Raw genomic sequence first — 21,365 nt, 5'->3', positions numbered from 1 at the left:
ATTGCCAGCGTAACCGGCTCGCCCACGCTGGCCGGGCGATTGGACTTGAATGCCTTCATGAACGTGCCAGATCAACTGGAGCGCCCCGTGCTCTATGTCGTCGTCTGCGCCACCCCGCGCGCCCGTGTCATCGGCGAGCTTGTCGAGCTGGCGGCCGAACGGGGTTGGGCGCCGTGCGTGGTCGCCACTCCCGAGGCGATGAAGTTCGTGGACAGCGAGGTGCTTGGGGAGCTCACCGGCTACCCAGTGCGGCACAAGTACAAGAATCCCGACGAGCCCGATGTACTCCCGAGCCCTGACGCGATCCTCGTCTGCCCCGCGTCTTTCAACACGATCAACAAGTGGGCTGCGGGGATCAGCGACACGCTGGCTCTCGGCTTGATCACTGAGGCCATTGGCATGGGCATTCCGTTGGTTGCGGCTCCGGCGGTCAACAGCGCCCAGGCGGCCCATCCCGCGTTCGAGCGGAATATCGACCAGCTGAGGGGCGCGGGCGTGAAGGTCCTCTACGGCCCTGGCGTCTGGGAGCCGGCGGCGCCGCGGAGCGGTGGAGCGCCGTTCGCCTGGGAGCTCGCGCTTGATGCGCTCGACGAGTTCCGTGCCGCGTCTGCCGGATAGCAGCCGTGATGCCGTCGGCCCCATCACTCCGGTTCGGGGGAGGGACAGGCGATCTGCTTGTCTCGCTCGCGTGTGATGTGGCGGGCTATGGCGATCCGTTGGCGGGCGAGTTCGGCCCAGAAGGGCTCTCCGTTGAGGAGACCGCTCCCGGCATAGCGCCATTCGGCTACCGTGACAGTTTCGGCGGAGGACGGCAGCCCGGTGAGCAGGCGTGCTTGCTCACTGCGGTAGTCGGCCCGTGCCTGGCGTAGATCTGCGAGCCTGATCGAGTAGTGGCGGGACTTGGTGGAGAAGTGCCCGCGGTAGCCGAGCATGTGGGCCCACTGCCGGAGGCGCAGGCCCTTGTATTCAGCAAGTTCTGCCAGGCTGAAGCACGTGTAGATCATGCGGCGGGCGTGCTCGGTGACGGGCAGCCGCGCGATCTCCCATGGTTGCCGGATGGGGCGGTCCACGGTTCCGGCTGACTCGGCGCCCTTGGTGGCGTACTTGGCGACGTACCTGGCCACGCGCTGATCGCTCATGCCGTCCAGCTCGGCTGAGACGTAGACCGGTCGCACGTCGAGCTGATCGCCCCGTCGGAGCATCGCGGACGGCAGTTCGTCCGGTGCTTGGACCGTCACCCGCACGGCGGTCTGGCGTATGGCCTGGTCGAGCAGTTCGACCGTGATGTGCCCCGGCGGGCGGTCGGAGGGTCCGTCGGGTCCATCGAGTCTGATCACGGCGTGAAAGTGGACCAAGCCGCGCGCCTTGTATTCGGCGACCTTGGCGTAGGACAGGCGGACCGTCCGACGCAGGTCCTTAAGCGCACACCCAAGCAGGCGGGCCAGGACGCTCGGCATAGTCTTCGTGAATTCGCGCCAGAGCGCCCCGGCGTGGGCATTCCAGAGGACGGCCCCGATGTAGTCGTAACAGTCCACGCACATCGGCTGTCCGACCTGGGCGTCATCTCGGTGGTGCCGTAGTACGCAACCCTGCGGCCGACCGTGCTCACAGACCGGGCGGCCCCGTCGTGGGCGGCAGGGGAGCGTCTGGCCGGCCCGCTGCCGGTGAGCGTGGACCGCGCCGAAGCTTGGAGCGGTGAAGGCGGCGAAGACGCGCGGATGCTGACTGACCTCCTCCGGCACGCTCTTGCCGCCACGTAGCCCGGTGTCACGGGGTTTCGGCGATCGGCTGACGCGCCGCTTCCGGTCCTCGGGCCGTGGCCGTCTCCTTTTCTGCAACGGCCCATCGTACTCTTAAAGAGCGCAGATGGTTAGGGGGTGTATAGCGTAGGCTTAAATTGACTCATGCATTTATCAAGATTCCGGTTGTAGGGTGCGGTGGGGTTGAACAGGGCGTAGGAGTACGAGCAGCAGGGATTGTGGTTTTTGGGTTCGCTCGAATAATCGGCACCATATTCGGCCTCGACGCCGACTGGTACATATTCCGCTTTATCTGGCCAGTCCGGTACCGTGTCGTATTTGTTCCTCAGCCGGAATGTCTGCAGCACGTCCAATCTGTCATAGTAGTTTCGGAAGTTCACTTCCCCGACCTTGGGGCTGGCCTGGTTGTAGTGCAAGATGTTCGTGCTGGGGATTCCTACGGAGCATGCCAGCGGTACGGTCAAGGTCGCCAGGGCCGAACCGAGGCTGTGTCCGGTCACGACGAGACTGTGGCCTTTGCTGGCGATCTCTGACAACTTAGCCTTCAAGGTATCAAAACCATTGAATACGGCATAGAATCCATCTGCCACCTTGGCGTTTGTGATAGGCGTCTGTGTTGGCGGCTTGTAGGTCACCAGGTTGGTTAGGAGATCCATGGCGGCATCTTCGGGTGTCTGGGTTCCTCGAAAGGCCAGAAATGCCGTTTTAGGGTCGGATCCATAGGCGATTATCGCGAATGGTTCGGTGACCTTCTCGAGACTAAAAGTGCTCCATAGGAGGGCTTGGAAACTCCAGTCGCCGATAGGAAAGGTTGAGTTGGTGATGGGGCAGCTGTCTGTAGGGTTCCAGGAAAAGTCTTCGGGTTTGGGCTTGTTGTCGGCGATCCATTGATGGCACATGTCGCAGGCTACGTTGACGATGAAACTACAGGTTTTGGCGATGTCCATCTTGTAGCCAGGAGGGATGTTGAGCGGAATTTCAGGTCGGTTGTTCAATGGAATCGCCTTCCGATGCTCGAAACCTAAGGACGTGTGCTGATCGGCGTAGTTGACTGCGGCCGATGTCGATGTACCCCGTCAGTTCGAGGCTACTAATGGAATTGCACTTTTTTGCCCGCTAAGTACCATATCCATGCAGCCCGTCCGCTTGCCCTCGTGCAACTGGCGTACTGTGTTCGTCGCGGATGAGGCGGCCGTCCTGGTACGTGATCGCTTCGACGAAGCGCTCGTAGTCGCCGGGACGCCGGGCGAGACGGCCCTCGGCGACGATCACCACGCCTTGCACCGCCGTGCCGTTGGGGAGTTCGCCGGCGCGCAGAGCTCGTAGCATGGCCTCGAAGTCGTCGCGTACGACGTCGGCCTTCGCGGCCGACTTGTCGTTGTCCGTGTACTCGTGGACGACCGTCCACCCCTGCCGTTCCGCCGTCTCCCGGTTGAGTCTGTGCTGGTCCTGCACGCCGTGCTCGTCTCGCCTGGTGTCGGCGGAAATGCGTGCGTAGGAGACGACCGGGACATCGGTCATGTAACTCTCCTCACATCAATTGTTGCGGAGAGTCAAGTTCTACCACCAGCAGTACTTGTACAAGGTGCCCAACGGGTACTGCGAAATCGGCGGCACGGGCGTCGCCTGCCCCGTCGGTCTGACGAGCAGCGATGGGTAGTCGTGGTTCGCAGCCCCGGAGCGGGAGTGAGGCGCAGGCTCTGGCTGGAAGTCTCACTCCCGAAGAGCGTCAGATGATCCGTTTCCTCGATCTTCAGCGCTTCGCCGTGGAGAGGGGGCTCTCTCGGGATGTGGGAGGGCTTGATCCGCGCCATGGAAGCGGGGCGGCGTGGCCAGAACCGGTACATGGTCCTCAACTACCTGACTGTTCGGGATGGTCTGGGAGAGGACTGCGAGGCTCTGCAGGGGATGGCGCGCACGAACCTCACCAGCGCTGAGCTTGCGGTGTTGCAGACCGCTCGAGGCGTAGGGCGACTCCGCGTAGGTGAGGACCCCAGGTCAGGCCGACACCGCCTTGCTGGCGTCGTCAGGCGTTGATGTCGCGGAGCCCGACGGCGTCGTGGCGCCAGAACGGCTCGGAGTAGACCAGCGTCCCCGTCATCCACGGCTCGTACGCCGGAAGCCTGATCGCTTGGAAGGCGGCGTCAGGGATGCGCAGAGACGGCTTGCGGAATCCTAGCTCGGCCCCTGGAGTGAATCCGAAGCGGGAGTAGTAGCCGGGGTCGCCTTCCAGGAAGACGACGGGACACTCACCTTCGGCGAGAGTCGCGAGCCCGGCGCGGACCAGGGCCGAGCCGATGCCCTGACGCTGGTGCTCGGGCAGCACGCCCAGCGGGCTGAGCACCTGCACGTCGATCAGCCGCCGCGGGGCGTCGAGCAGGCTGCGAGTGAACATGACGTGCCCGACGACTTGCCCGGCAGCCTCGGCCACGAGCGCGAACCCTCCGCAGGAGCTGATGCCGTGGCGCAGGGTGTCGACCAGGTCGGCCACGACTTCGCCATGGTTGCCGAACGCTCGCCGATGGACGTGACGCACGGCGCCCGCATCGTCCGGCCGCTCTTCACGAAGCTTCATCCCCGGAGGCTAAACGATCTGTTCCGCCGCCGACACCTGGTTTTCGCCCGCCTGCCCCATATGTCACAGTGGCTGGAGTCGTGACGATCGCTGACTTCGGTGCTCCCGGACGGGCTGGGGCGATCGCTGCCGCGGCCCTCTTTCGTCGGGCCTTGGCGCCGTGTCCGGTGGGGCTGACGTCCGGCGAGGCGTAGGCCACCCTGGCCTTCAGGGGTCTCGCTACGACGGAAGGCGCAGGGCGAACGTCGTGCGGACGCCTGGCACGCTGGTGGCCGTGGCTGTGCCGCCGTGCGCCTCGGCCAGGTTGCGCACGATGGCGAGCCCGAGCCCGCTGCCCCCGGTCCGCCGGTTGCGGGACTTCTCGGCGCGCCAGAACCTGTCGAAGACGTGGGGCAGGTGCTCGGCGCGGATGCCGACCCCCGTGTCGGTCACCTCGACGACGACCTGGTCGCCATCCTGGCGGGCGCCCAGCGTGATGTGCCCGCCGCGTGGCGTGTGGCGCAGGGAGTTGGTGACCAGGTTGCCGACGGCCTGGCGGAGCCGTACCGGATCCGCGGTCAGCGAGGGGTCATCCATGATCACGGTGGTCAGCGTGAGCCCCGCGGCTTCGGCCCGGCCTCGGTGAGCGGTGGCCACCTGGTCGAGGAGGTCGCCGAGGTGAACGGGTTCGACGTGCAGACGGAGCTTGCCCGCGTCGGCGAGGGCGAGCTCCTGAAGGTCGTCGACGATGTGCTGCAACAGCAGGATCTCCTCGACCAGCGAGGCGATCAGCGCCGGGTCCAGCTCGGCGACGCCGTCCTGGGCCGCCTCCAGCCACCCCCTGAGGTTGCTCAGCGGGGTCCGCAACTCGTGGGAGACGTCGCTGACCATGGCCTTGCGCTGCTCCTCCATGCGCTGGAGGTGCTCCGACATCTCGTTGAACGCCGTGGCGAGCTCACTGATCTCGCCGGTCGTCCTCACCATGACGCGGGCGGAGCTGTCCCCGTCACGCATCCGCCGCGCGGCGTCGGTGAGCGCGTTGACGGGCCTGACCAGGCGCCGGGCCGCCATGACGCTCACCCCCACGGTCAGCAGGAGCACGAGCAGGGCGGCGCCGGCGATCGAGGGGAGCGGGATGCGCTGGCCGGCGGCCTCGGTGGGGGAGCCGATGTACAGGTAGGCCGCGGGGGCGACGTAGGGGTCGAGCTGCTCCTTGCGGGCGGTGACGATGCAGGACGAGATCGTCTGATCGGGTTCCGCGCCTTGAGGCTGCTTGTCCTTGGAGACCCAGGCGAGGTCGAGGCCGACCGAGCCCCGTTCCGCGCTCTTGCCCTCGAGGCACCTGCTCACCAGGAGGTTGAGCTGTTTCAACGCGGCCTTCTCGGTGCGCGTCGGCGTCCTGAAGGTCGTGGCGTCGCAGGGGCTCATCACCGTGGGAGCCGTGCTCGGCATCGGGCGCGGCTCCTGGGGGACGTCTTCCTTGCCGGTCGTCGTCACGACGGGGCGGCCGGTGTTCGAGACGGTCATCTTCACGGTCTGACCGGTACGGCCGGCACAGGCGGCGTAGGCGCCGGCGGCTTTGACCAGCCGGGCGCTGTCGCGGGCGGACAGCAGGAAAGGACCCACCGCGCGTGGATCGATACGGTCCCCGGCCGCCCCGGGCACCAGGGTCACATCCACGGTCAGCGGGTCGACCACGGCCGACACCCTGGCGGGCAGGGGGGTGCCGGGGGTCGCCGAGTCCGCGATGAGGGTGCCCTTCTCGCTGGTCAGCGCGATGCGACGGCCGTTGCGGGCGGCCAGGTCGCGCACGGTGGCGGTGACGCCCGACCAGTCCGGATGGCGGGAGGCGTAGCCGAGCAGGCTGTTGTTGATCTGGGCGTCGCTGGCCAGTGTCTGACCCTGCTCGCGCTGGATGGCGCCGGAGGTGCTGTTGGCGGCCAGCCACGCCGTGGCGGTGATCGAGCAGACCGCCACGACGGCCGAACTCGTGAGCAACCTGACGAACAGCGACCTCATGCGTGCGTCAGTTTGTAGCCGACGCCGTACACGGTCAGCAGTCGGACCGGGCGGCGCGGATCAGGCTCGATCTTCTTGCGCAGGTTCATCACGTGCACGTCGACCGTGCGTTCGGTGATGAACCTGTCGAAGCCGTGGATGCGCTCCAGCAACTGCTTCCTGGTGAACACCCGCTCCGGCTCGGCAGCCAGCGTCTCGATGATCCGGAACTCCGCGAGCGTGCACTCCACCAGCCTGTCCGCGGCGGTGACGGTGTGCCTGACCGGGTCCACGACCAGGTCGCCCACCTGGAACAGCCGCCGATCGGCGTCCTGGGACCTGCGGGTCCGGCGCAGCAGCGTCCGCACACGGGCCATCAGCTCGCGCGGGCTGTACGGCTTGGCCACGTAGTCGTCAGCGCCGAGGTCGAGCCCCAGCAGCAGGTCATCCTCGGTGGACCTGGCGGTCAGCATCAGGATCGGCAGATCGGACTCGGCACGCAGCACCCGGCAGACATCCAGCCCGTCGACCTTCGGCATCATCACGTCGAGCACCACGAGGGAGGGCTCCGCCCGCCGCGCCTCGTCGATCGCGGAACGCCCGGCGTGCACGACGAGGACATCGTGGCCCTCCCGCTCCAGATACCGCCGGAGCAGTTCGGCCTGCTTGGGATCGTCCTCCGCGACCAGTACGTGCGCGCACATGGCCTGAGGCTATGTGCATGCCGGGGGTGCATATCGGATCCGCATGACAACCAAACAGGTTTCACACATTCTGTCGCCAGGCTGCGGTGGGTGAGAACCAACCTGCTCCGTACGGCTGCCGCGGCGACACTCGTCTTCCTGCTGGCGGGCTGTGCGGTCAGCGCGCGTGGTGCCGTACGACATGAGCCTTCGAGCAGTGGCGCGCGGCATGAGCCTTCGGGCAGTGGCGCGCGGTCGGAGCCGGCGAGCAGCGCCGGATCGAAGATCGCGAGCGTCAAGGGGTCTCGGATCACGGTCTACCGGAACAAGGACGGGGAGGCCCAGCGGACGATCACGAGCCCCAACGGCTACGGCGCGACGCGGGTCTTCCTGGTGGAACGTGACGAGGGTGAGTGGCTTCAGGTGCTGCTGCCGATCCGGCCGAACGGCAGCAAGGGCTGGATCAGGGCCGCCGACGTGACGCTCGCGGAGACCTCCTACCGGGTGGAGATCGATCGCGGGGCGTTCAGGTTCACGGTCTACGACGGTGAGCGGGCCGTCAGGACGGGCAAGGTCGCGACGGGCGAAGCGGGGACGCCGACGCCGCCAGGTCGCTACTTCTTCACCGAGCTGGTGAAGCCCGCCGATGACGGCGGGGCCTACGGCGCCTACGCCTTCGGGCTGAGCGGCTTCTCGCCCGTGCTCAAGAGCTTCGCCGGCGGACCGGGGCAGCTGGCGCTCCACGGGACGAACAAGCCGTCCGCCATCGGCACGCGGGCCAGCCACGGCTGCGTCCGGCTCAGCAACGACGACATCACCTGGATGGCGAAGAACCTGGCGATCGGTACTCCGGTCGTCGTCAAGGGCTGAGGCCCGACTCGAATGAACAGGGGAATCCATATGAAGTTCAAGGTCACGCTCATCGGCTTCGGCGCGGCGCTGGCTCTGGCCGCCGGCCTCGCCGGCCTTTCGGGTACGGCCGCGGCGGAGCCCAAGCAGCCGGCGCCCTCCGCGGCGCCTTCCGCGGCGCCCTCCGCGGCGCCGGCCGACCACCGGTCCACGGCCCAGCCGACGCCGAGCCCGAAGGAGCCCGTCGTCGTCAAGCCGGCCTACACCGGCTGATCGCGGGGCGTCGCCGCAGTTCGTACGGCGACGCATCTCGACGCCCGGGGGCTCATGAAGGCCCTCTCCTGCCCGCTGTCGCGTCAGCGACCAGGCCATCGCGGGCAGGAGCAGGGACCCCGTGTGTCAGGCGGGACAGTGACTCGATCAGTGCCAGATCGCCGACGTACCGCCATCGACCATCTCGGCAGACACTTGATCAGATCGTGGTGTGCGGTCCTCGGCTCACCGCCTGCTTCACCAGCGCGCTGATCCGCGCCTCCACCTCGGCGGTCACCTCGGTCAGGGCGAAACCGACAGCCCACATGGTGCCGTCGTCCAGGTTCGCCTGGTCGCTGAACCCGAGCGTCGCGTGGCGTGTCTTGAATTTCGCCGCCGGCTGGAAGTGGCAGACGATCTTGCCGTCCAGCGCGTAGGCGGGCATGCCGTACCAGAGCCTCGGCGTGAGGGCCGGGGCGCCGGCGGTGATGACGGCGTGGACGCGCTCGGCCATGGTCCGGTCCGGTTCCTGCATCTCGGCGATCTTGGCGAGGACGTCCCGCTGTTCCTGCGCCGCCTTGTCCGCGCGTGAGCTGCGGCGCGCGGCCTTCTTCTGGTCCTGGGCGTGCTCCTTCATCGCGGCCCGCTCCTCGGCCGTGAATCCCTGGTAGGTGCTGCTTCCCGTGCTGCTCATGGCGAATTTCCTCCTCGAAAATCTTGATCTTCGTGTCTCAGGCGGATGCCGTTTCCCATGCGAACCCGTCGGGGTCGGTGAAGGGCCCGGCGTCGCTGCCGATCACGATCCGGTGTGATCCGGTGCCCTCCTGGGGGACGCCGGTGTCCTTGGCGAGGGCGCGGCGCGGGTAGAGCGCCAGCGTGACGGCCGATGACGGGGTGTCGAACTCGACGTACTTGCCGCCGAAGCTCTTCGCCACAGCCAGGCCGCGCTCGACGTAGAACCGCTTGCTCGCCTTGACGTCCGCGACTCCCAGCAGGAGGGCGACCTGGTCGATCTGCCGGGCGGCAGGGCCGGTGTCCTTCTTCTTCGAGGTCGCGATCTTGCAGATCGTCCCGTCAGGGGCGCGTACGACGCCGCCGTAGCCCCAGAATCCCTTCGTGGCCGGCTTCAGCGTCGTGGCGCCGGCGTCGAGAGCGGCGCCGAGAAGGGCATCGACGTTGCCCGGCTGGGAGACCACGATGGACAGCGCGAACCCACGGAAGCCCGTCGTCGGTGCGTCCGAGGCGCGTACCTTCACGAAGGATCCGAGCCCGCAGGCCCGGTAGAAGGCGTCCGAGGCCGTGGGGTCGGGAACTTCCAGGGTGACGGATGCGAAGGAGGTCATGGCAGGTCCTTTGAGCGAGGGGGGGTTCGTCGTGGCGTCGGCGGCGGATGCGGCGGGGACGGGTCCGCTGCTCACCGGTCCTGGATCAGCCCGAGGACGTTGCCGTCGGGGTCGATGACGGTGGCCACGAGGCGGTCGCCGCCGACCTCGTGCGCGGCCTCGTTCATGGTGGCCCCCGCGGCGATCACCTCGGCCAGCTTCTCCTCGATGTCCGGCACGTGCCAGTAGGCCACCGGCGAGGTCATGCCCTGCGGTCCACCGCCCGGGACCAGCCCGATGTGCTGGCCCTCGGCATCGAAGCCGACGTAGTAGGGCGAGTCGTGCTGCGGCGGGGCGCCGAGCAGCGCCGCATACACCGCCTTGGCCTTGGCCAGGTCGGACACGGGGTGCAGTACGGTCCTGATTCCCCGGGCGGAAGAGCCGGTCATGGTCACTCCTGTGGTCGTGGGTCACCTCGACCCGTTGTTCGCGGCGTTCACAGCTTTCTCCCGGCCTGGCTGGTCCACATCCGTGGTGACCACGGATCCCGCCACGGATCGACGGCACGGATCGCCCACGGTGGCCACCGCGGATGGGGGGTACGGCAAACTGGGGCGGTGGTAGCAGGAGCGGACATCTCGCCGCGGGAAGCCGAGGTGCTGCGACTGGTCGGGGCCCATCTGAGCAATGCCGAGATCGCGGCGCGGCTGGTCATCTCGGTGCGTACCGTCGAGAGCCATGTCTCCTCGCTGCTGCGCAAGCTGGGGGTTCCGGATCGGCGGGCGCTCGCCCGGCGTGCGCCCGAGCCGGCCGGTGCTGCCCCGTCGCAGCCGGCAGCGGTTCTGCCGGCCCCGCTGACCTCGTTCGTCGGCCGGTTGCGCGAGCGGGCCGAGCTGGCGGGGATGATCAAGGCGTGCCGTCAGGTGACCGCGGTCGGTCCCGGCGGAGTGGGCAAGACCCGGCTCGCGCTGGCGGTGGCCGCGGAAGCAGCCGGCGAGTACTCCGACGGGGCGTGGTTCGTCGACCTGGTCCCGGTCGCCGACCCCGGCATGATCGCCACTGCGGTCGCCGGGGCGCTCGGCCTCGGCGAGCAGCCCGGACGCGACATGACCGAGTCCGTGGTCGCCGCGCTGGCCGACCGTCACGCGCTGCTGGTGCTGGACAACTGCGAGCAAGTGGTCAACGGGGTGGCGCTGTTTCTCGAGCGGCTGCTGGCGACGTGCCCTCGGGTGACGGTGCTGGTGACCAGCCGGGCACGGCTGATGGTGCCGTTCGAACGGGTGTATGAGGTTCCGCCGCTGTCGCTGCCCGTCGCCGGTGAGTCGGACGCGGTCGCGTTGTTCATGGAGCGGGCGGCGGCGGTCGGCCGGCCACTCGACCCTCCACCGCGCGACCAGATCGCCGCGATCTGTGAGCGGCTGGATGGAATGGCACTGGCGATCGAGCTGGCCGCCGCCCGGTATCCCATGCTCGGGCTGGACGGCATCACCGCCGCCCTTTCCCATCCGCTGCGGATGCTGACCGGCGGCTCTCGTGCCGATCAGCGGCACCGGTCGGTGCGGGCGGCGCTGGACTGGAGCCACGCCCTGCTGGAGCCGGCCGATCGGGCGCTGCTGCGCCGGGTGTCGGTGTTCGCGGCGCCGTTCACCGCAGCCGCGGCGGCGGAGGTGGCCGGGTCCGAGGAGGGCCTCGTCGCCGACGGGCTGGCCAGGCTCGCCGCACAGAGCCTGCTGGTGGTGACCGCGTCGCCGGGCGGGACGGAGTACCGGGCGTTGGAGACCATCCGCCAGTACGGCATGGAGCGGCTCGCCGAGGCCGGCGAGCTGGTCGACGCTCGGTCCCGGCACCTTCGCTGGTGCCTGGCCGAGGCCGCCGGCCTGGCGGTGGTACGAGCGGACTGGCGGGCCCGGTTCGACCTGGTGGCCGACGACCTCCGCGCGGCCCTGGCGTGGGCGGCCGACCGTCCGGAGCAGCGCACGGACGCCTGCGATCTCGCCCGGCGCCTGGCGGAGCTGACCTTCACCCGTAACCTGACCGGCGAGTCCCAGCGGCGCTACGAGCAGGCGGCCGCGCTCACGACCGATCCCGCCGACGGCGCGTCGAAGCTCCGGCAGGCCGCGGCCGTGGCCGGCTGCCGGACCATCGGTGATGACATGTACCGCCTCCGCCGCGCGGCCGCGGAGGCCGCCCGCGGCTCAGGTGACGGCGCCGGCGCCGCCGCCGACCTGGCGACCGCCGCCGTCATCGCGTTCCGGTTCTCGACCACGTTCGTGCGGCTCCCGCCCCGGGAGGAGGTGCTCGCGCTGATCACCGAGGCGCGGGAGCTGGCCGGCGACGATCCGGCCGCGCAGGCCGCGGTGGCGCTGGCCGAGGCCGCGGTGCTCACCGACGCGTTCGGCGCGGCCCAGGGCCCGCCCGGCAACGCCGTACCGGAGACGATCGCGCGCGCCGGGCACGCGGTCGAGCTCGCCCGCCGGACCGGTGACCCGCTCGCCGAGTCGGCCGCGCTCGACGCGCTCACCGGCGCCCAGAGCTGGGCCGGCGACACGTTCGCCGCCGCGGCCACGGCCCGGCGCCGGATCACGCTCCTGTCGTCGTCGCCGCCGATCTCGCCGGCCGGCACCCATGAGCTGATCGACGCGCTGGGCATGGTCACCGAGGCATGTCTCGGCGCGGGGGACGTGCCAGGTGCCCGCCGATGGGCACGCCGGCTGGCCGACCATCCGTCGCTGGCGGAGGTCGGTCACCGCGCCACGTGCCGGCTGCTGATGGTCGACGCGCTGGCGGGGAACGTCGACGAGGTGCTCACCGGCAGCGTCCGGTTCCTCGACGCGTGGCGGCGGGCGGGCCGTCCCGCCCGGTCGCTCCTCCGCCCGGCCGTGGCCGCTGTGGCGATGGTCCACGGCCTCCGCGACGAGCATGACGCCCGGCGCGAATGGCAGGAGGTCCTGGATCAGCTCGGCACCCCGACAGGGCATACCTACGGCTACGGGGCGGTCTTCGACGCGATGCTCCTGCTGCACCGCGGACAGGCTTCGGAGGCGCTGGAGCGGATGACCCCCGAGCCCGGGCAGGTGTGGAAGTGGGTCGCCTGGATCTGGCACCACTGGTATGTCGCGCTGCGCACCGAGGCCGCCGTGCTCGCCGGGAGCCCCGACGCCCGCGACCGTCTGGCCGAGGCCCGAACGATCGTCGCCGGCAACCCGGTCGCCACAGCCCTGGTGGAGCGAGCCGGAGCCCTCCTCGTCGGCGACCAGGAGGGGCTGCTCGCCACGACAGACGCGTTCGACGCCGCCGGCTGCCGCTACCAGTCCGCACGGACCATGGTGCTCGCCGGCGGCGACCATGCCGAGCGCGGCGCGGCCGCGCTGGCCGATCTCGGCTTCGCCCCAATCGCCCCGATAGCCCCGTTCCGGCACCCGCGATGACCTCGGAGCGGTACGGGGTCGAGGAACGAGCCGGCACCCGTTGGTGCTGAGGGCGACGCCGCCACGGGCCGGGAAGAGGATCCTCAGCAGGAGTCCCGTTCGCGTTCCCGGCCGACCTGATGCGCAGGGGCGATGTGCTGGTCGATCAGGATGCGGGCGGCGGCCGTGGCGCGGCCGGCGGGGCCGGACGAGCCCAGGGTGGCGGCGTTGGCGTAGAGGCCGGAGATGATGAGCATCAGCATGTCGGCCAGGGCGTCCGCGTCGGTGGCGCGCGCGGCCAGAGCCAGGTCGCGCAGGCGGCGGCGCAGCTGGTCGAGATGGGCGACGGCCTCCTGGCGGCCGGGGTGCGCGGGGTCGCGGAACTCCGCCGAGGTGTTGTAGAAGGTGCAGCCGTAGAAGCCGGGGGCCTGGACGCTTGCCTGCGCGAATTCCACGACCTTGAGGAGCTGGCGGGCGGGGTCGCCCTCGTAGGGGGCCAGCGCCTGGTCCATGTGCGACCACGTCTCGGCGTCGAGTTCGCGCACCCACGCGGCGACCAGGTCGTCCTTGCTGCTGAACTCCCGATAGAGCACGCTCTTGCCGAGCCCCGTCTCCTCGACGACCTCCTGCATCCCCACCGCCCGAGCGCCGCGCTCACCGAACAGGCGGGCTGCCGTCTTGAGGATGCGCTGCCTGGTGCCGGGCGCCGGTCTACGCGTCACCGTCGTCTGTTCCTTCCACGGTCTCGGGGTCTTCGGAAAGTCGCCTGTTGACACAGTAGCGCTCCGCTTCCAACAATGGACCGATCGGTCCGGACTGATCGGTCCGTTATGGGCAGTCCACTGAGCAGTACGAGAAAGGAAACACACGTGCGCATCTACACCGCAGTCGCCACCTCTGCCGGCCGTGACGGGCGGGCGGTCTCCTCCGACGGCAAGCTGGACGTTCAGCTCGCGCTCCAGAAGGAACTGGGCGGCGACGGCGACGGCACCAACCCCGAGCAGCTCTTCGCGGCAGGCTACGCCGCCTGCTTCGCGACGTCGCTGAAACTCGTGGCGGCGCAGAGAAACCTCGACGTCACGGACGCGTCGGTCATGGCCGAGGTGGGGCTGTCGCCCAACGGCAAGGGCGGCTACCAGTTGGACGCCGTCCTGCGTGTGGGGCTGCCCGCCGGCCTCGCCCCCGAAGAGGCTCACGACCTCGTGGAGACCACCCACCAGGTGTGCCCGTACTCCGACGCCACCCGCGGCAACATGCGGGTCGACCTGGTCATCGACCGGTGATCGTCGCCAGGCTCACGGCACCGCTGCCGGAGGCGAGAAGGAGGGCCGCCTCGTTGGAGGCGGCTCATGCCATGCTCAGCGGGCGCTCCGACGTCGGGATCAGGTCCGCGATGGAGTCGCGGAGCCGGTGCTGGTACGGCCGGCGCGACCCGAACCCGAGGGAGGCCGCGACGTTGGCGCCCGCCAGCATGCCCTGGCGTACGGCGTGCCGGCTGCTCATCGGGGTGAGCTTGCCGGTCCTGGTGAGGTCGGGGACGGCGGACGCGTCGCCGCAGGCGTAGATCTCCGGGTGGCCCGGCACGGCGAGGTGCTCGTCCACCCGGATCCTGCCCTGCTCGGCCGGCAGGCCGAGGTTGGTCACGAGCGGGTCCGGGCGGACGCCGAAGCTCCAGACGATCGTGCGGGTGGGGATGAACTCGCCGTCGGTGAGCCGCAGCCCCCGGGTGGTGATCTGGCCGAGCGAGGTCTGCGTGCGGACCTCCACGCCTCGTGACCGCAGCGTCCGTGCCGTGGTCCGGGACAGGCGGTGCCGCGCGTCGGGCAGCAGCCACTCGGCGGGATCGGCCAGGATCCAGCGGATCGGCTGGTCGCGCAGCCGCGGGTCGCGGCAGGCGATCGAGTGGGACAGCGACTGGCCGGCCGAGGCCGCCGCCACGCCGGCGTATCCCGCGCCGAGCACGACGAACGTGCAGCATGCCGCGCGTTCGAGGGGATCGGTGCTCGCGGCGGCCGTGGCGAGCTGCCGGTGGATGTGGTCGCGCAGGTGCAGGGCCTGGTCGACGTCGTGGAAGCCGACGCTGTGGGGCGAGACCGCGGAGACCGTTGCCACTTCGCTCACGCCTCCCACCGCGACGATCAGCCGGTCGTACGCCAGCACGCCGCCGTCGTAGAGCACGCGCCGGGCGCCGGCGTCGATGTGGGTGACCGTGCCGAGCACCACCCGCACACCGGGCAGGGTCTCGGCCAGCGGCACGCTGATCCGGTCCGGGCTGAGGACGCCGGTCATCACCTGCGGGAGCAGCTCGCGATGCTGGGCGACGCCGGTCGGGTTGACCAGGACGATCTCCGCGCCGTCGCCCACCTTGCGCGACAGGGTGCGCGCCGCCTGGTATCCGGCGTCCCCGGCTCCGACGATCACGACCTGGGGCCTGTTCGGTGTCACGGTCACCTCCCTGAGGCGCCCGAGAGGGCGGCCGGCTCCTGCCGCGCCGGTACCAGCCGTTCGTGGAAGCCGCCGTCCGGGGAGCGCACGATGACCCCCGTCTCCACGCCGTGCTCGGCGACCTCCTGGTCCGCCTGCTGGAGCGCCAGGCAGATCCACCGGGTGACGACGAACGCGATGACGGGGCCGATGACCACGACGTACCTGAAGAAGATCGTCACGGCGTTGACGGTCATGTGGAACTGGTGGGCGATCTGGTCGTTGGCCGCGGCCGCCCACAGCAGGCCGTAGAACGTGATGCCGGCGACCGCGACGGCCGTCTTCACCGGCGTCTCGCGGGGCCGGTCGAGCACGTCGCGCGCGGGTGCCTCGCGGGCCACGCGGCTCGTGGACTTGGGGCGGCCCAGCGCGTCGCGGCGGCCGCGTCGCGCGAGGAGGAGGCGTTCGGCCGTCGGGTAGGCCGCCAGGGCGGTGAAGAAGGCGCCGGGCACCACCAGGGTGGGGACGAGGACGGCGAGGCTCAGGGTGTAGTCGCCGAGGGTGAGCTCCCACGGGGGCATGATCCGGAGGGCTCCGTCGAGGAAGCCCATGTACCAGTCGGGAACCGAGCCCGCCGAGATCTGCGTCGGGCTGGCGGGGCCGTACAGCCAGATCGGGGCGATCTGGAAGCCGAACCCGAGGATGATCAGCATGCCGACCGTCGCGAGCGCCATCATCGGGCGTGCGCTCCGCCGCGTCGGCATCGAGGCGACGAACCGCGAGTGGCCGTGCCGCCGGGTCAGCACCTCACGGGCGATGAGCAGCGCCGCCATGACGACCGGGATCAGCAGGTGCCCGCCGTACATGACCGGGATGACCCTGTCGCCGGGGAAGCCCGAGCCGAACAGCAGCGACAGCGCCCAGCTTCCCACCACGGGGATGGACTGCACCACCGACACGATCAGCCACAGGCTGCCGCCCGACAGCATGTCGTCGGGCAGGGCGTTGCCGGTCTCGCCGGCGGCCATGCCGAGCGCCAGCAGCGTCACCCAGATCAGCCACTGTCCGGTGCGCGGGCGGCGGAACGCGCCGGTGAGGAACATACGGAGCAGTTGCAGCACGACGGCCGCCACGAACACGAGCGCCGCCCAGTGGTGGACCTGGCGGATGAGCAGGCCGCCGCGCACCTCCAGGCTGAGGTGCATGGTCGAGTCGAACGCCTTGCTGACGAACAGTCCGCGCAGTGGGCCGTACGAGCCGTCATAGGTCACCTGGGACATGCCGGGCTCGTAGAACACCATCAGCACCGCCCCGGTCACCGCCAGCACGACGAACGACCAGACGGCGAACTCGGCGAACATGAAAGACCAGTGGGAGAACTGGAACGAGCGGCGGTTGGCCGTCAACGAACGCATGTGGGCCCCCTTACGTTGCCTACTCACAAGACAAGCGCGGGCCGGAGTTTGTGACACCGACGGGGCATTGGCGACGGTGATTCACGTCACGGCTGTCCATCGGACGAGTCGCTCCGCCGCGCCGCCGTATATATTCATAGCAGAGAACGGTTCACTCATGTGAATGAATAACCACCGGAGGGAAACCCATGAACGCAGCTGTGGCCGAACGGCTGGTCCGCTTCCAGCAGCCCGAGAAGGCCCTGACCTACCTCGGAGGGCTCGACGACACCCGCATCGCCGCCCTGTTCGGCCTCGACACCGCCGCGTACCACGACCTGGTGGAGGGCTGCGAGGCGGCGGTGCGGCAGGTGGCGTCGGACATGCTCGCCGACCCGGTGATCGCCGGGCAGGTGGACCGGCTGCCGTTCCGGCCGGGCCAGCACGTGGTGGCGATCGGTGAGAGCACCACCGCCGACCGCCTGTCCTGGTTCGAGATCCTGCGTCAGCTGCTCGCGTCGCGCCGGCCCGCGGACGCCGTCAGGCTGACCAACCTGGCCGTCACGGGGTGCACCACCACCCAGGCGCTCGCCCAGTTGCCCGCCCTGTCGTACCACCGCCCGGACTGGGTGCTGTGCATGCTCGGCGGCAACGACGTCCAGCGACTCGGGTCCGACCACGGGCCCACGCTCGTCAGCCCGTCCGAGAGCCTGCGCAACCTCCTCGCGCTGCGGGACCTCGCCGTCCGGCGCACCGAGGCCCGGTGGGTGTGGCTCACGCCGTCCGCCGTGGACGAGGGCCGGACCGCCGCGTACCCGCACTTCCAGCGGGCCCGGCTCAGGTGGTTCAACAGCGATCTCGACCACATCGCCGAGCACCTGAACGCCCAGCCCGAGCCCACGGTCGACACCCGCGCCGCCAGCGGCGCCCGGGCGGACGACTCGCCGCACCTCGACGACGGCCTGCACCTGACGCTCGCCGGCCAGCGCGCCGTGGCGGGCGCGTTCCTGCGCACCCTGACGGAGTGACACCACTCACGTCGCGCCGGTCAGCGCTTGACGGCCCGCAGGACGACGAACTTGCGGTCGCTCGCGGCGACCTCGCAGTTGCCGAACAGCCGGCGCAGCTTCACGTGGTAGCCGAGGTGCCGGTTGGCGACCACCCAGAGCTCGCCGCCGCGGCGCAGCGCCGCACGCGACCCGTTGAACATGCGCCAGGCCGTCGCGTCGGTCCTGGCGCGGTGCGTGTGGAACGGCGGGTTGGTCAGGATCAGGTCGACCGTGCCCGCCGGCACGCCGGACATGCCGTCGGCCGCCAGGAACGTCGCCCTGCCGGCCGCGCCGGAGTCCGTGCCTGCGCCGGAGCCCGTGCCCGCGCCCACATTCGCCTCGAACGTCGCCTCCGCCGAGGCCAGCGCCTGGTAGGACTCGTCGATGAACGTCACCTCGGCGTCGTCGTCGCTCAGCGCCGCGGCCAGCCCGATCACCCCGTTGCCGCAGCCCAGGTCCACGACATGACCGCGGCCCCGCAGCGGCGGCAGGTTCTGCAGGAAGAACCGGGTGCCGATGTCGAGGCGGTCGGCGCAGAAGGTGCCCGCGTGGTTGGTGACGGTGAGCCCGGAGACCGCCCCGATGCCGCCGGGCAGCGCGTAGCTGCGCGGCCACGGGTTCGCGCCGCGGGACAGCCCGGTGTCGGGGGAGCAGAAGATGAGCCGCGCCTTCTTCGCCGCCAGCGACGTCGTGGTCGGCCCGAGGATGCGTTCGAACAACTGGAGCGTCGAGGTGTGGATCTCGGTGACCATCCCGGCGCCGACGACCAGAGTGCCCGCGTGCACGTGCGGCGCGAGGCGGTGCAACTGGTCCTCCAGGAGCGACAGCCCTTTGGGCACCCGGATCAGCAGCACGTCGATCCGGGGCGGTGGCGGGTCCATGGTCGTGCGCAGCCGTACCGTGTCCTCGGCGACCCCGTTGCGGCTCAGGTTGGCCCGGGTCGCCTGCTGGGTGAGGTAGGAGTCGGTGATCTGCACGGGGCGATGGCCGGCGAGCGCGGTGACCAGCGCGCCCCAGCGGTCGCCGAGCACGACCACGGTGCCCGACAGGTCGGCCGGTTCGCCGTCGATCCCGTCGAGATGCCGCAGCAGGTACTCGTCGGCGGCGTCCCACGCGCGCAGCGGGTCGCGAGGGTCCTCGGGGAATCGGGTGAGCGCGAACTCGCCGCTCGACGTGCTCAAATGGTTCATCGCGGCTCAGGCTAGCGAGTCACGCGCCCGCAGTGCCATTCGCGGGATCGCCGGCGCCTTTTCCGCCGCCGAGCTCCACAAGGCCTTCGCCGTGAGGCACGATGATCGTGTGACGGACGTCATTCCCACCGAGCCGATGCCGGGCGCGGTGCGAACCGCCAGAGGCGCCATGATCCTGCAGTCGGGCTTCGGTCTTCTCGGCTTAGCCTTGATGGCGGCGGCGGTGGCCGGCTCCGGTGCCCCGATGCTTCTCGTGGTGCTGCTCCTGCTCCTCCTCGTCGTGGTCGCCCTGGGATGGCTGGCATTCCGCTGGTCGTCACGCCGGAAGTGGGTGCGCTGGTGCGCCGTCGCCGTCGAGGCGGTCATGGTCGGCGGCGCCGTGGCCGGACCGGTGCTCGACGGCGAGTTCGGTTGGAGGACCCTGATCAGCCTGGGCACCGTCCTGCCGCTCGCGGTCATCGTCGCCCTGGTCACGCCTTCGGCGGCCCGCTGGTTCGACCGCTGACATCGCCATCGTTCACGGCTGTGCCGTGAGCATGGCGTCGGCCAGGCCGGTACGCGCGTACAGCACCGAACGGCCCGCCCGGTGGGTGCTGGTCAGGCCGGCGGCCCGCAGGGCGGTGAGGTGCTGGGACACGCCCGCCGCCGAAAGGCCCGAGCGCCGGGCGAGTTCGGTGGTCGAGGCGGGTGTGTCGAGTTCGGCCAGGATCAACGCCCGGGACCGGCCGATCACGGCGGCCAGGGCGTCCAGGTGGGCATGGGTCCGGCGCGCCCACAACGTGCCGATCCCGCGCGCCGGGTAGGCGAGCTGCGGCGGTTCGGACGGGACGGACCGGGTCAGCACCCGGGGCCAGGCGAAGACCGACGGCACCAGGAGCAGCCCCGCGCCGGTGTCGATCCGGGTGATGGCGCAGTGCCGCTCCGCCAGGTGGAGGCTGCCGCCGGCCCAGCGCACCGTGTGGTGCAGCTCGTCCAGCGCCTGGGCCGTGCCCTGCTCGGCGACCTGGCGGCCGCGGTGGAACAGGTCCGCCTCCAGGACCGCGCGGATCCTGGCCCAGTAGGGCGCCATCGCCAGCGCCCAGTAGGTCTCGATCTCCGCGACGATCCGCGGCAGGCAGGTGCGCGGGCTCCGGTGAAGGCCGCGCAGCCGGGGCGACAGGACGCCGTCGCGCTCGGCGGCCAGGTGGTCGAGGTCCAGGCGTACCTGCTCGGGGTCGGTGGCCGCGATGGCGGCCAGCTCGTCGGCGAGGCCGGGGGAGCGGGTCGCCGGCGCCGGGTTGAGGAAGTCGGGGAGGTGGCCGGCGGGCGGGATCATGTCGGCCAGCCAGCCGCGATCGAGGCCCGCGGCCGCGAGCCGGGGGCGCACCTGGTCCGCCCAGGCGCGGTGGGGGCGCGGCACCACGGCGGCGGCCAGTGCTCTGACGCTGGTGACGACCTCCCACATGGGCGAGACGGCGAACCGGGTCTCGGCCAGATCGTGCACCGAAAAGGCCAGCCGTGTCCTCATGCCGCCTCCGCTGTGGTCCCAGGATTCGGTCACAGCTTAATGAGTGGACCCCTGCCCCTCCGTCCAGCAGCATCCCGGGAGCAGGTGCCGACCACGCAGAACCGAAAGGCAGTCACGCGCATGTCTGTAGACAGCTTCACCTCCGCCGACGCCGCGACCCAGCGGAAGGCCCGGCTGTTCCGCTCGCTGAGCGCCGAGCCCGTGCTCGTGCTGCCCAACGCCTGGGACGCCGCCAGCGCGGCCGTCATCGCCGCCGCCGGCGCCACGGCGATCGCCACCACCAGCGGCGGCGTCGCGTGGTCGCTGGGCAGCGGGGACGGGCAGCGGCTCGGCCGGGACGAGATGGTCGAGGCCGCGCGGCGCGTCGTGGACTGCGTGGACGTGCCGGTGACGGTCGACGTGGAGGGCGGGTACGGGCCGGCTCCGGCGGACGTCGCCGCGACCGTGCGGGCGGTGGTCGGGGCCGGCGCGGTGGGCGTCAACCTGGAGGACTCCACGGCCGTCGGCGGCCCCCTGTTCGACGTCGCCGAGCAGGCCGCCAGGCTGCGCGCCGCCAGGGACGCCGCGACCGAGGCGGGCCTGCCGGAGCTGTTCGTCAACGCCCGCACCGACGTCTACCTGTTCGGGATCGGCGCACCGGACGGCCGGCTGGGTGAGGTGCTGGAGCGCGCGGCGGCGTACGCCGAGGCCGGAGCCGACGGGATCTTCGTTCCCGGCCTGCTCGACCTGGACGCGCTGAACGCCCTCTGCGCGGCCTCGCCGCTGCCGGTCAACGCGATGGCCGTCGCCGGCGGGCCGACCGTCGCCGAGCTCGCGCAGGCCGGGGTACGCCGGGTCAGCCTGGGCACCGCGCTGGCCCAGGCCGCCTACACCGCGGCCCGGAGAGCCGCCGCCGAGCTGCTCGGCACGGGGGGCCTCACAGCGCTGGACGGCTCCCTGGGCTTCGGCGAGCTGGACGCCCTGTTCCGCCGCTGAT

Annotated in this window: 22 protein-coding genes and 1 pseudogene; 9 read left to right on the top strand and 14 right to left on the bottom strand. The window is 70.4% G+C overall.

Features of this window, described 5'->3' with window-relative positions:
• Positions 1 to 57: 57 nt before the first annotated feature.
• Positions 58 to 618, top strand: a complete 561-nt coding sequence (locus tag HD595_RS14415; protein WP_253769244.1) for a flavoprotein — start codon at positions 58 to 60, stop codon at positions 616 to 618.
• A gap of 23 nt (positions 619 to 641) precedes the next feature.
• Here the strand turns inward: HD595_RS14415 and HD595_RS14410 are convergent, their stop codons facing one another.
• From HD595_RS14410 to HD595_RS14400, 3 genes are all read right to left on the bottom strand, one after another.
• Positions 642 to 1,838 carry a replication initiator gene (locus tag HD595_RS14410; RefSeq protein WP_308211141.1) on the bottom strand — a complete coding sequence of 399 codons (1,197 nt, stop codon included), beginning with the start codon at positions 1,836 to 1,838 and terminating at the stop codon, positions 642 to 644.
• Positions 1,839 to 1,870: 32 nt separating this feature from the next.
• Positions 1,871 to 2,755 (bottom strand): lipase family protein, encoded by an 885-nt coding sequence (locus HD595_RS14405; RefSeq protein WP_253769240.1) that lies wholly within the window; start codon positions 2,753 to 2,755, stop codon positions 1,871 to 1,873.
• Between the two features lie 121 nt (positions 2,756 to 2,876).
• Positions 2,877 to 3,281 (bottom strand): recombinase family protein, encoded by a 405-nt coding sequence (locus HD595_RS14400; RefSeq protein ID WP_253769237.1) that lies wholly within the window; start codon positions 3,279 to 3,281, stop codon positions 2,877 to 2,879.
• A 40-nt stretch (positions 3,282 to 3,321) separates the two neighbouring features.
• Here HD595_RS14400 and HD595_RS14395 point away from each other — a divergent pair.
• Positions 3,322 to 3,420 (top strand): annotated as a pseudogene (locus HD595_RS14395) (peptide-methionine (S)-S-oxide reductase MsrA); the annotation flags it as partial.
• Between the two features lie 366 nt (positions 3,421 to 3,786).
• On the opposite strand, the gene HD595_RS14390 reads toward HD595_RS14395, so the two are convergent.
• The 3 genes from HD595_RS14390 to HD595_RS14380 all read right to left on the bottom strand — a co-directional run bounded on the left by HD595_RS14390 (position 3,787) and on the right by HD595_RS14380 (position 7,016).
• Entirely contained in the window at positions 3,787 to 4,335 is a 549-nt protein-coding gene (locus HD595_RS14390) for a GNAT family N-acetyltransferase (RefSeq protein ID WP_253769235.1), read from the bottom strand.
• Positions 4,336 to 4,554: 219 nt separating this feature from the next.
• Positions 4,555 to 6,333 (bottom strand): sensor histidine kinase, encoded by a 1,779-nt coding sequence (locus tag HD595_RS14385; protein ID WP_253769234.1) that lies wholly within the window; start codon positions 6,331 to 6,333, stop codon positions 4,555 to 4,557.
• Positions 6,330 to 7,016 carry a response regulator transcription factor gene (locus HD595_RS14380; protein WP_253769232.1) on the bottom strand — a complete coding sequence of 229 codons (687 nt, stop codon included), beginning with the start codon at positions 7,014 to 7,016 and terminating at the stop codon, positions 6,330 to 6,332. The genes HD595_RS14385 and HD595_RS14380 overlap by 4 nt, the downstream gene beginning before the upstream one ends.
• Positions 7,017 to 7,106: 90 nt before the next feature.
• On the opposite strand from HD595_RS14380, the gene HD595_RS14375 reads away from it, so the two are divergent.
• The gene (locus tag HD595_RS14375; protein WP_253769230.1) at positions 7,107 to 7,865 is read left to right on the top strand and encodes a L,D-transpeptidase; all 759 of its coding nucleotides are present in this window, start codon (positions 7,107 to 7,109) and stop codon (positions 7,863 to 7,865) included.
• A gap of 30 nt (positions 7,866 to 7,895) precedes the next feature.
• Positions 7,896 to 8,117 (top strand): hypothetical protein, encoded by a 222-nt coding sequence (locus HD595_RS14370; protein ID WP_253769228.1) that lies wholly within the window; start codon positions 7,896 to 7,898, stop codon positions 8,115 to 8,117.
• A 199-nt stretch (positions 8,118 to 8,316) separates the two neighbouring features.
• Here the strand turns inward: HD595_RS14370 and HD595_RS14365 are convergent, their stop codons facing one another.
• The 3 genes from HD595_RS14365 to HD595_RS14355 all read right to left on the bottom strand — a co-directional run bounded on the left by HD595_RS14365 (position 8,317) and on the right by HD595_RS14355 (position 9,867).
• Complete coding sequence (locus HD595_RS14365; protein WP_253769226.1) at positions 8,317 to 8,790, bottom strand: iron chaperone; 474 nt, start codon at positions 8,788 to 8,790, stop codon at positions 8,317 to 8,319.
• 37 nt (positions 8,791 to 8,827) lie between these two features.
• The gene (locus HD595_RS14360) at positions 8,828 to 9,439 is read right to left on the bottom strand and encodes a VOC family protein (protein WP_253769223.1); all 612 of its coding nucleotides are present in this window, start codon (positions 9,437 to 9,439) and stop codon (positions 8,828 to 8,830) included.
• Between the two features lie 71 nt (positions 9,440 to 9,510).
• On the bottom strand, positions 9,511 to 9,867 hold the full coding sequence (locus HD595_RS14355) for a VOC family protein (RefSeq protein WP_253769221.1): 357 nt from the start codon (positions 9,865 to 9,867) through the stop codon (positions 9,511 to 9,513).
• 168 nt (positions 9,868 to 10,035) lie between these two features.
• Between HD595_RS14355 and HD595_RS14350 the strand changes: the two genes are divergently transcribed.
• The gene (locus HD595_RS14350; RefSeq protein ID WP_253769219.1) at positions 10,036 to 12,846 is read left to right on the top strand and encodes an ATP-binding protein; all 2,811 of its coding nucleotides are present in this window, start codon (positions 10,036 to 10,038) and stop codon (positions 12,844 to 12,846) included.
• Positions 12,847 to 12,929: 83 nt separating this feature from the next.
• On the opposite strand, the gene HD595_RS14345 is transcribed toward HD595_RS14350, so the two are convergent.
• Entirely contained in the window at positions 12,930 to 13,547 is a 618-nt protein-coding gene (locus tag HD595_RS14345; protein WP_253769216.1) for a TetR/AcrR family transcriptional regulator, read from the bottom strand.
• 147 nt (positions 13,548 to 13,694) lie between these two features.
• On the opposite strand from HD595_RS14345, the gene HD595_RS14340 reads away from it, so the two are divergent.
• Entirely contained in the window at positions 13,695 to 14,108 is a 414-nt protein-coding gene (locus HD595_RS14340; protein ID WP_253769214.1) for an organic hydroperoxide resistance protein, read from the top strand.
• Between the two features lie 64 nt (positions 14,109 to 14,172).
• Here the strand turns inward: HD595_RS14340 and HD595_RS14335 are convergent, their stop codons facing one another.
• Positions 14,173 to 15,270 carry an NAD(P)/FAD-dependent oxidoreductase gene (locus tag HD595_RS14335; RefSeq protein ID WP_253769212.1) on the bottom strand — a complete coding sequence of 366 codons (1,098 nt, stop codon included), beginning with the start codon at positions 15,268 to 15,270 and terminating at the stop codon, positions 14,173 to 14,175.
• Positions 15,271 to 15,272: 2 nt separating this feature from the next.
• Positions 15,273 to 16,664, bottom strand: a complete 1,392-nt coding sequence (locus HD595_RS14330) for a cytochrome b (RefSeq protein WP_253769210.1) — start codon at positions 16,662 to 16,664, stop codon at positions 15,273 to 15,275.
• Between the two features lie 188 nt (positions 16,665 to 16,852).
• On the opposite strand from HD595_RS14330, the gene HD595_RS14325 reads away from it, so the two are divergent.
• Positions 16,853 to 17,671: an SGNH/GDSL hydrolase family protein gene (locus HD595_RS14325; RefSeq protein ID WP_253769208.1), complete on the top strand. Its 819-nt coding sequence runs from the start codon at positions 16,853 to 16,855 to the stop codon at positions 17,669 to 17,671.
• 20 nt (positions 17,672 to 17,691) lie between these two features.
• Here the strand turns inward: HD595_RS14325 and HD595_RS14320 are convergent, their stop codons facing one another.
• Positions 17,692 to 18,882, bottom strand: coding sequence for a methyltransferase (locus HD595_RS14320; RefSeq protein ID WP_253769205.1), 1,191 nt, complete (start codon positions 18,880 to 18,882; stop codon positions 17,692 to 17,694).
• Between HD595_RS14320 and HD595_RS14315 the strand changes: the two genes are divergently transcribed.
• The gene (locus HD595_RS14315; RefSeq protein ID WP_253769203.1) at positions 18,842 to 19,387 is read left to right on the top strand and encodes a hypothetical protein; all 546 of its coding nucleotides are present in this window, start codon (positions 18,842 to 18,844) and stop codon (positions 19,385 to 19,387) included. The two genes, HD595_RS14320 and HD595_RS14315, sit on opposite strands and share 41 nt — an antisense overlap.
• Positions 19,388 to 19,399: 12 nt before the next feature.
• Here the strand turns inward: HD595_RS14315 and HD595_RS14310 are convergent, their stop codons facing one another.
• A complete protein-coding gene (locus tag HD595_RS14310; RefSeq protein WP_253769200.1) occupies positions 19,400 to 20,389 on the bottom strand; it encodes an ArsR/SmtB family transcription factor in 990 nt (329 codons plus the stop codon).
• A gap of 120 nt (positions 20,390 to 20,509) precedes the next feature.
• Here HD595_RS14310 and HD595_RS14305 point away from each other — a divergent pair, with 120 nt between their 5' ends.
• Positions 20,510 to 21,364 (top strand): isocitrate lyase/phosphoenolpyruvate mutase family protein, encoded by an 855-nt coding sequence (locus HD595_RS14305; protein ID WP_253769199.1) that lies wholly within the window; start codon positions 20,510 to 20,512, stop codon positions 21,362 to 21,364.
• The last annotated feature ends 1 nt before the right edge of the window (position 21,365 follow it).

It is taken from the genome of Nonomuraea roseoviolacea subsp. carminata (assembly GCF_024172185.1).
Classification (GTDB): domain Bacteria; phylum Actinomycetota; class Actinomycetes; order Streptosporangiales; family Streptosporangiaceae; genus Nonomuraea; species Nonomuraea roseoviolacea.
This window is presented reverse-complemented; position numbering and strand designations above follow the sequence as displayed.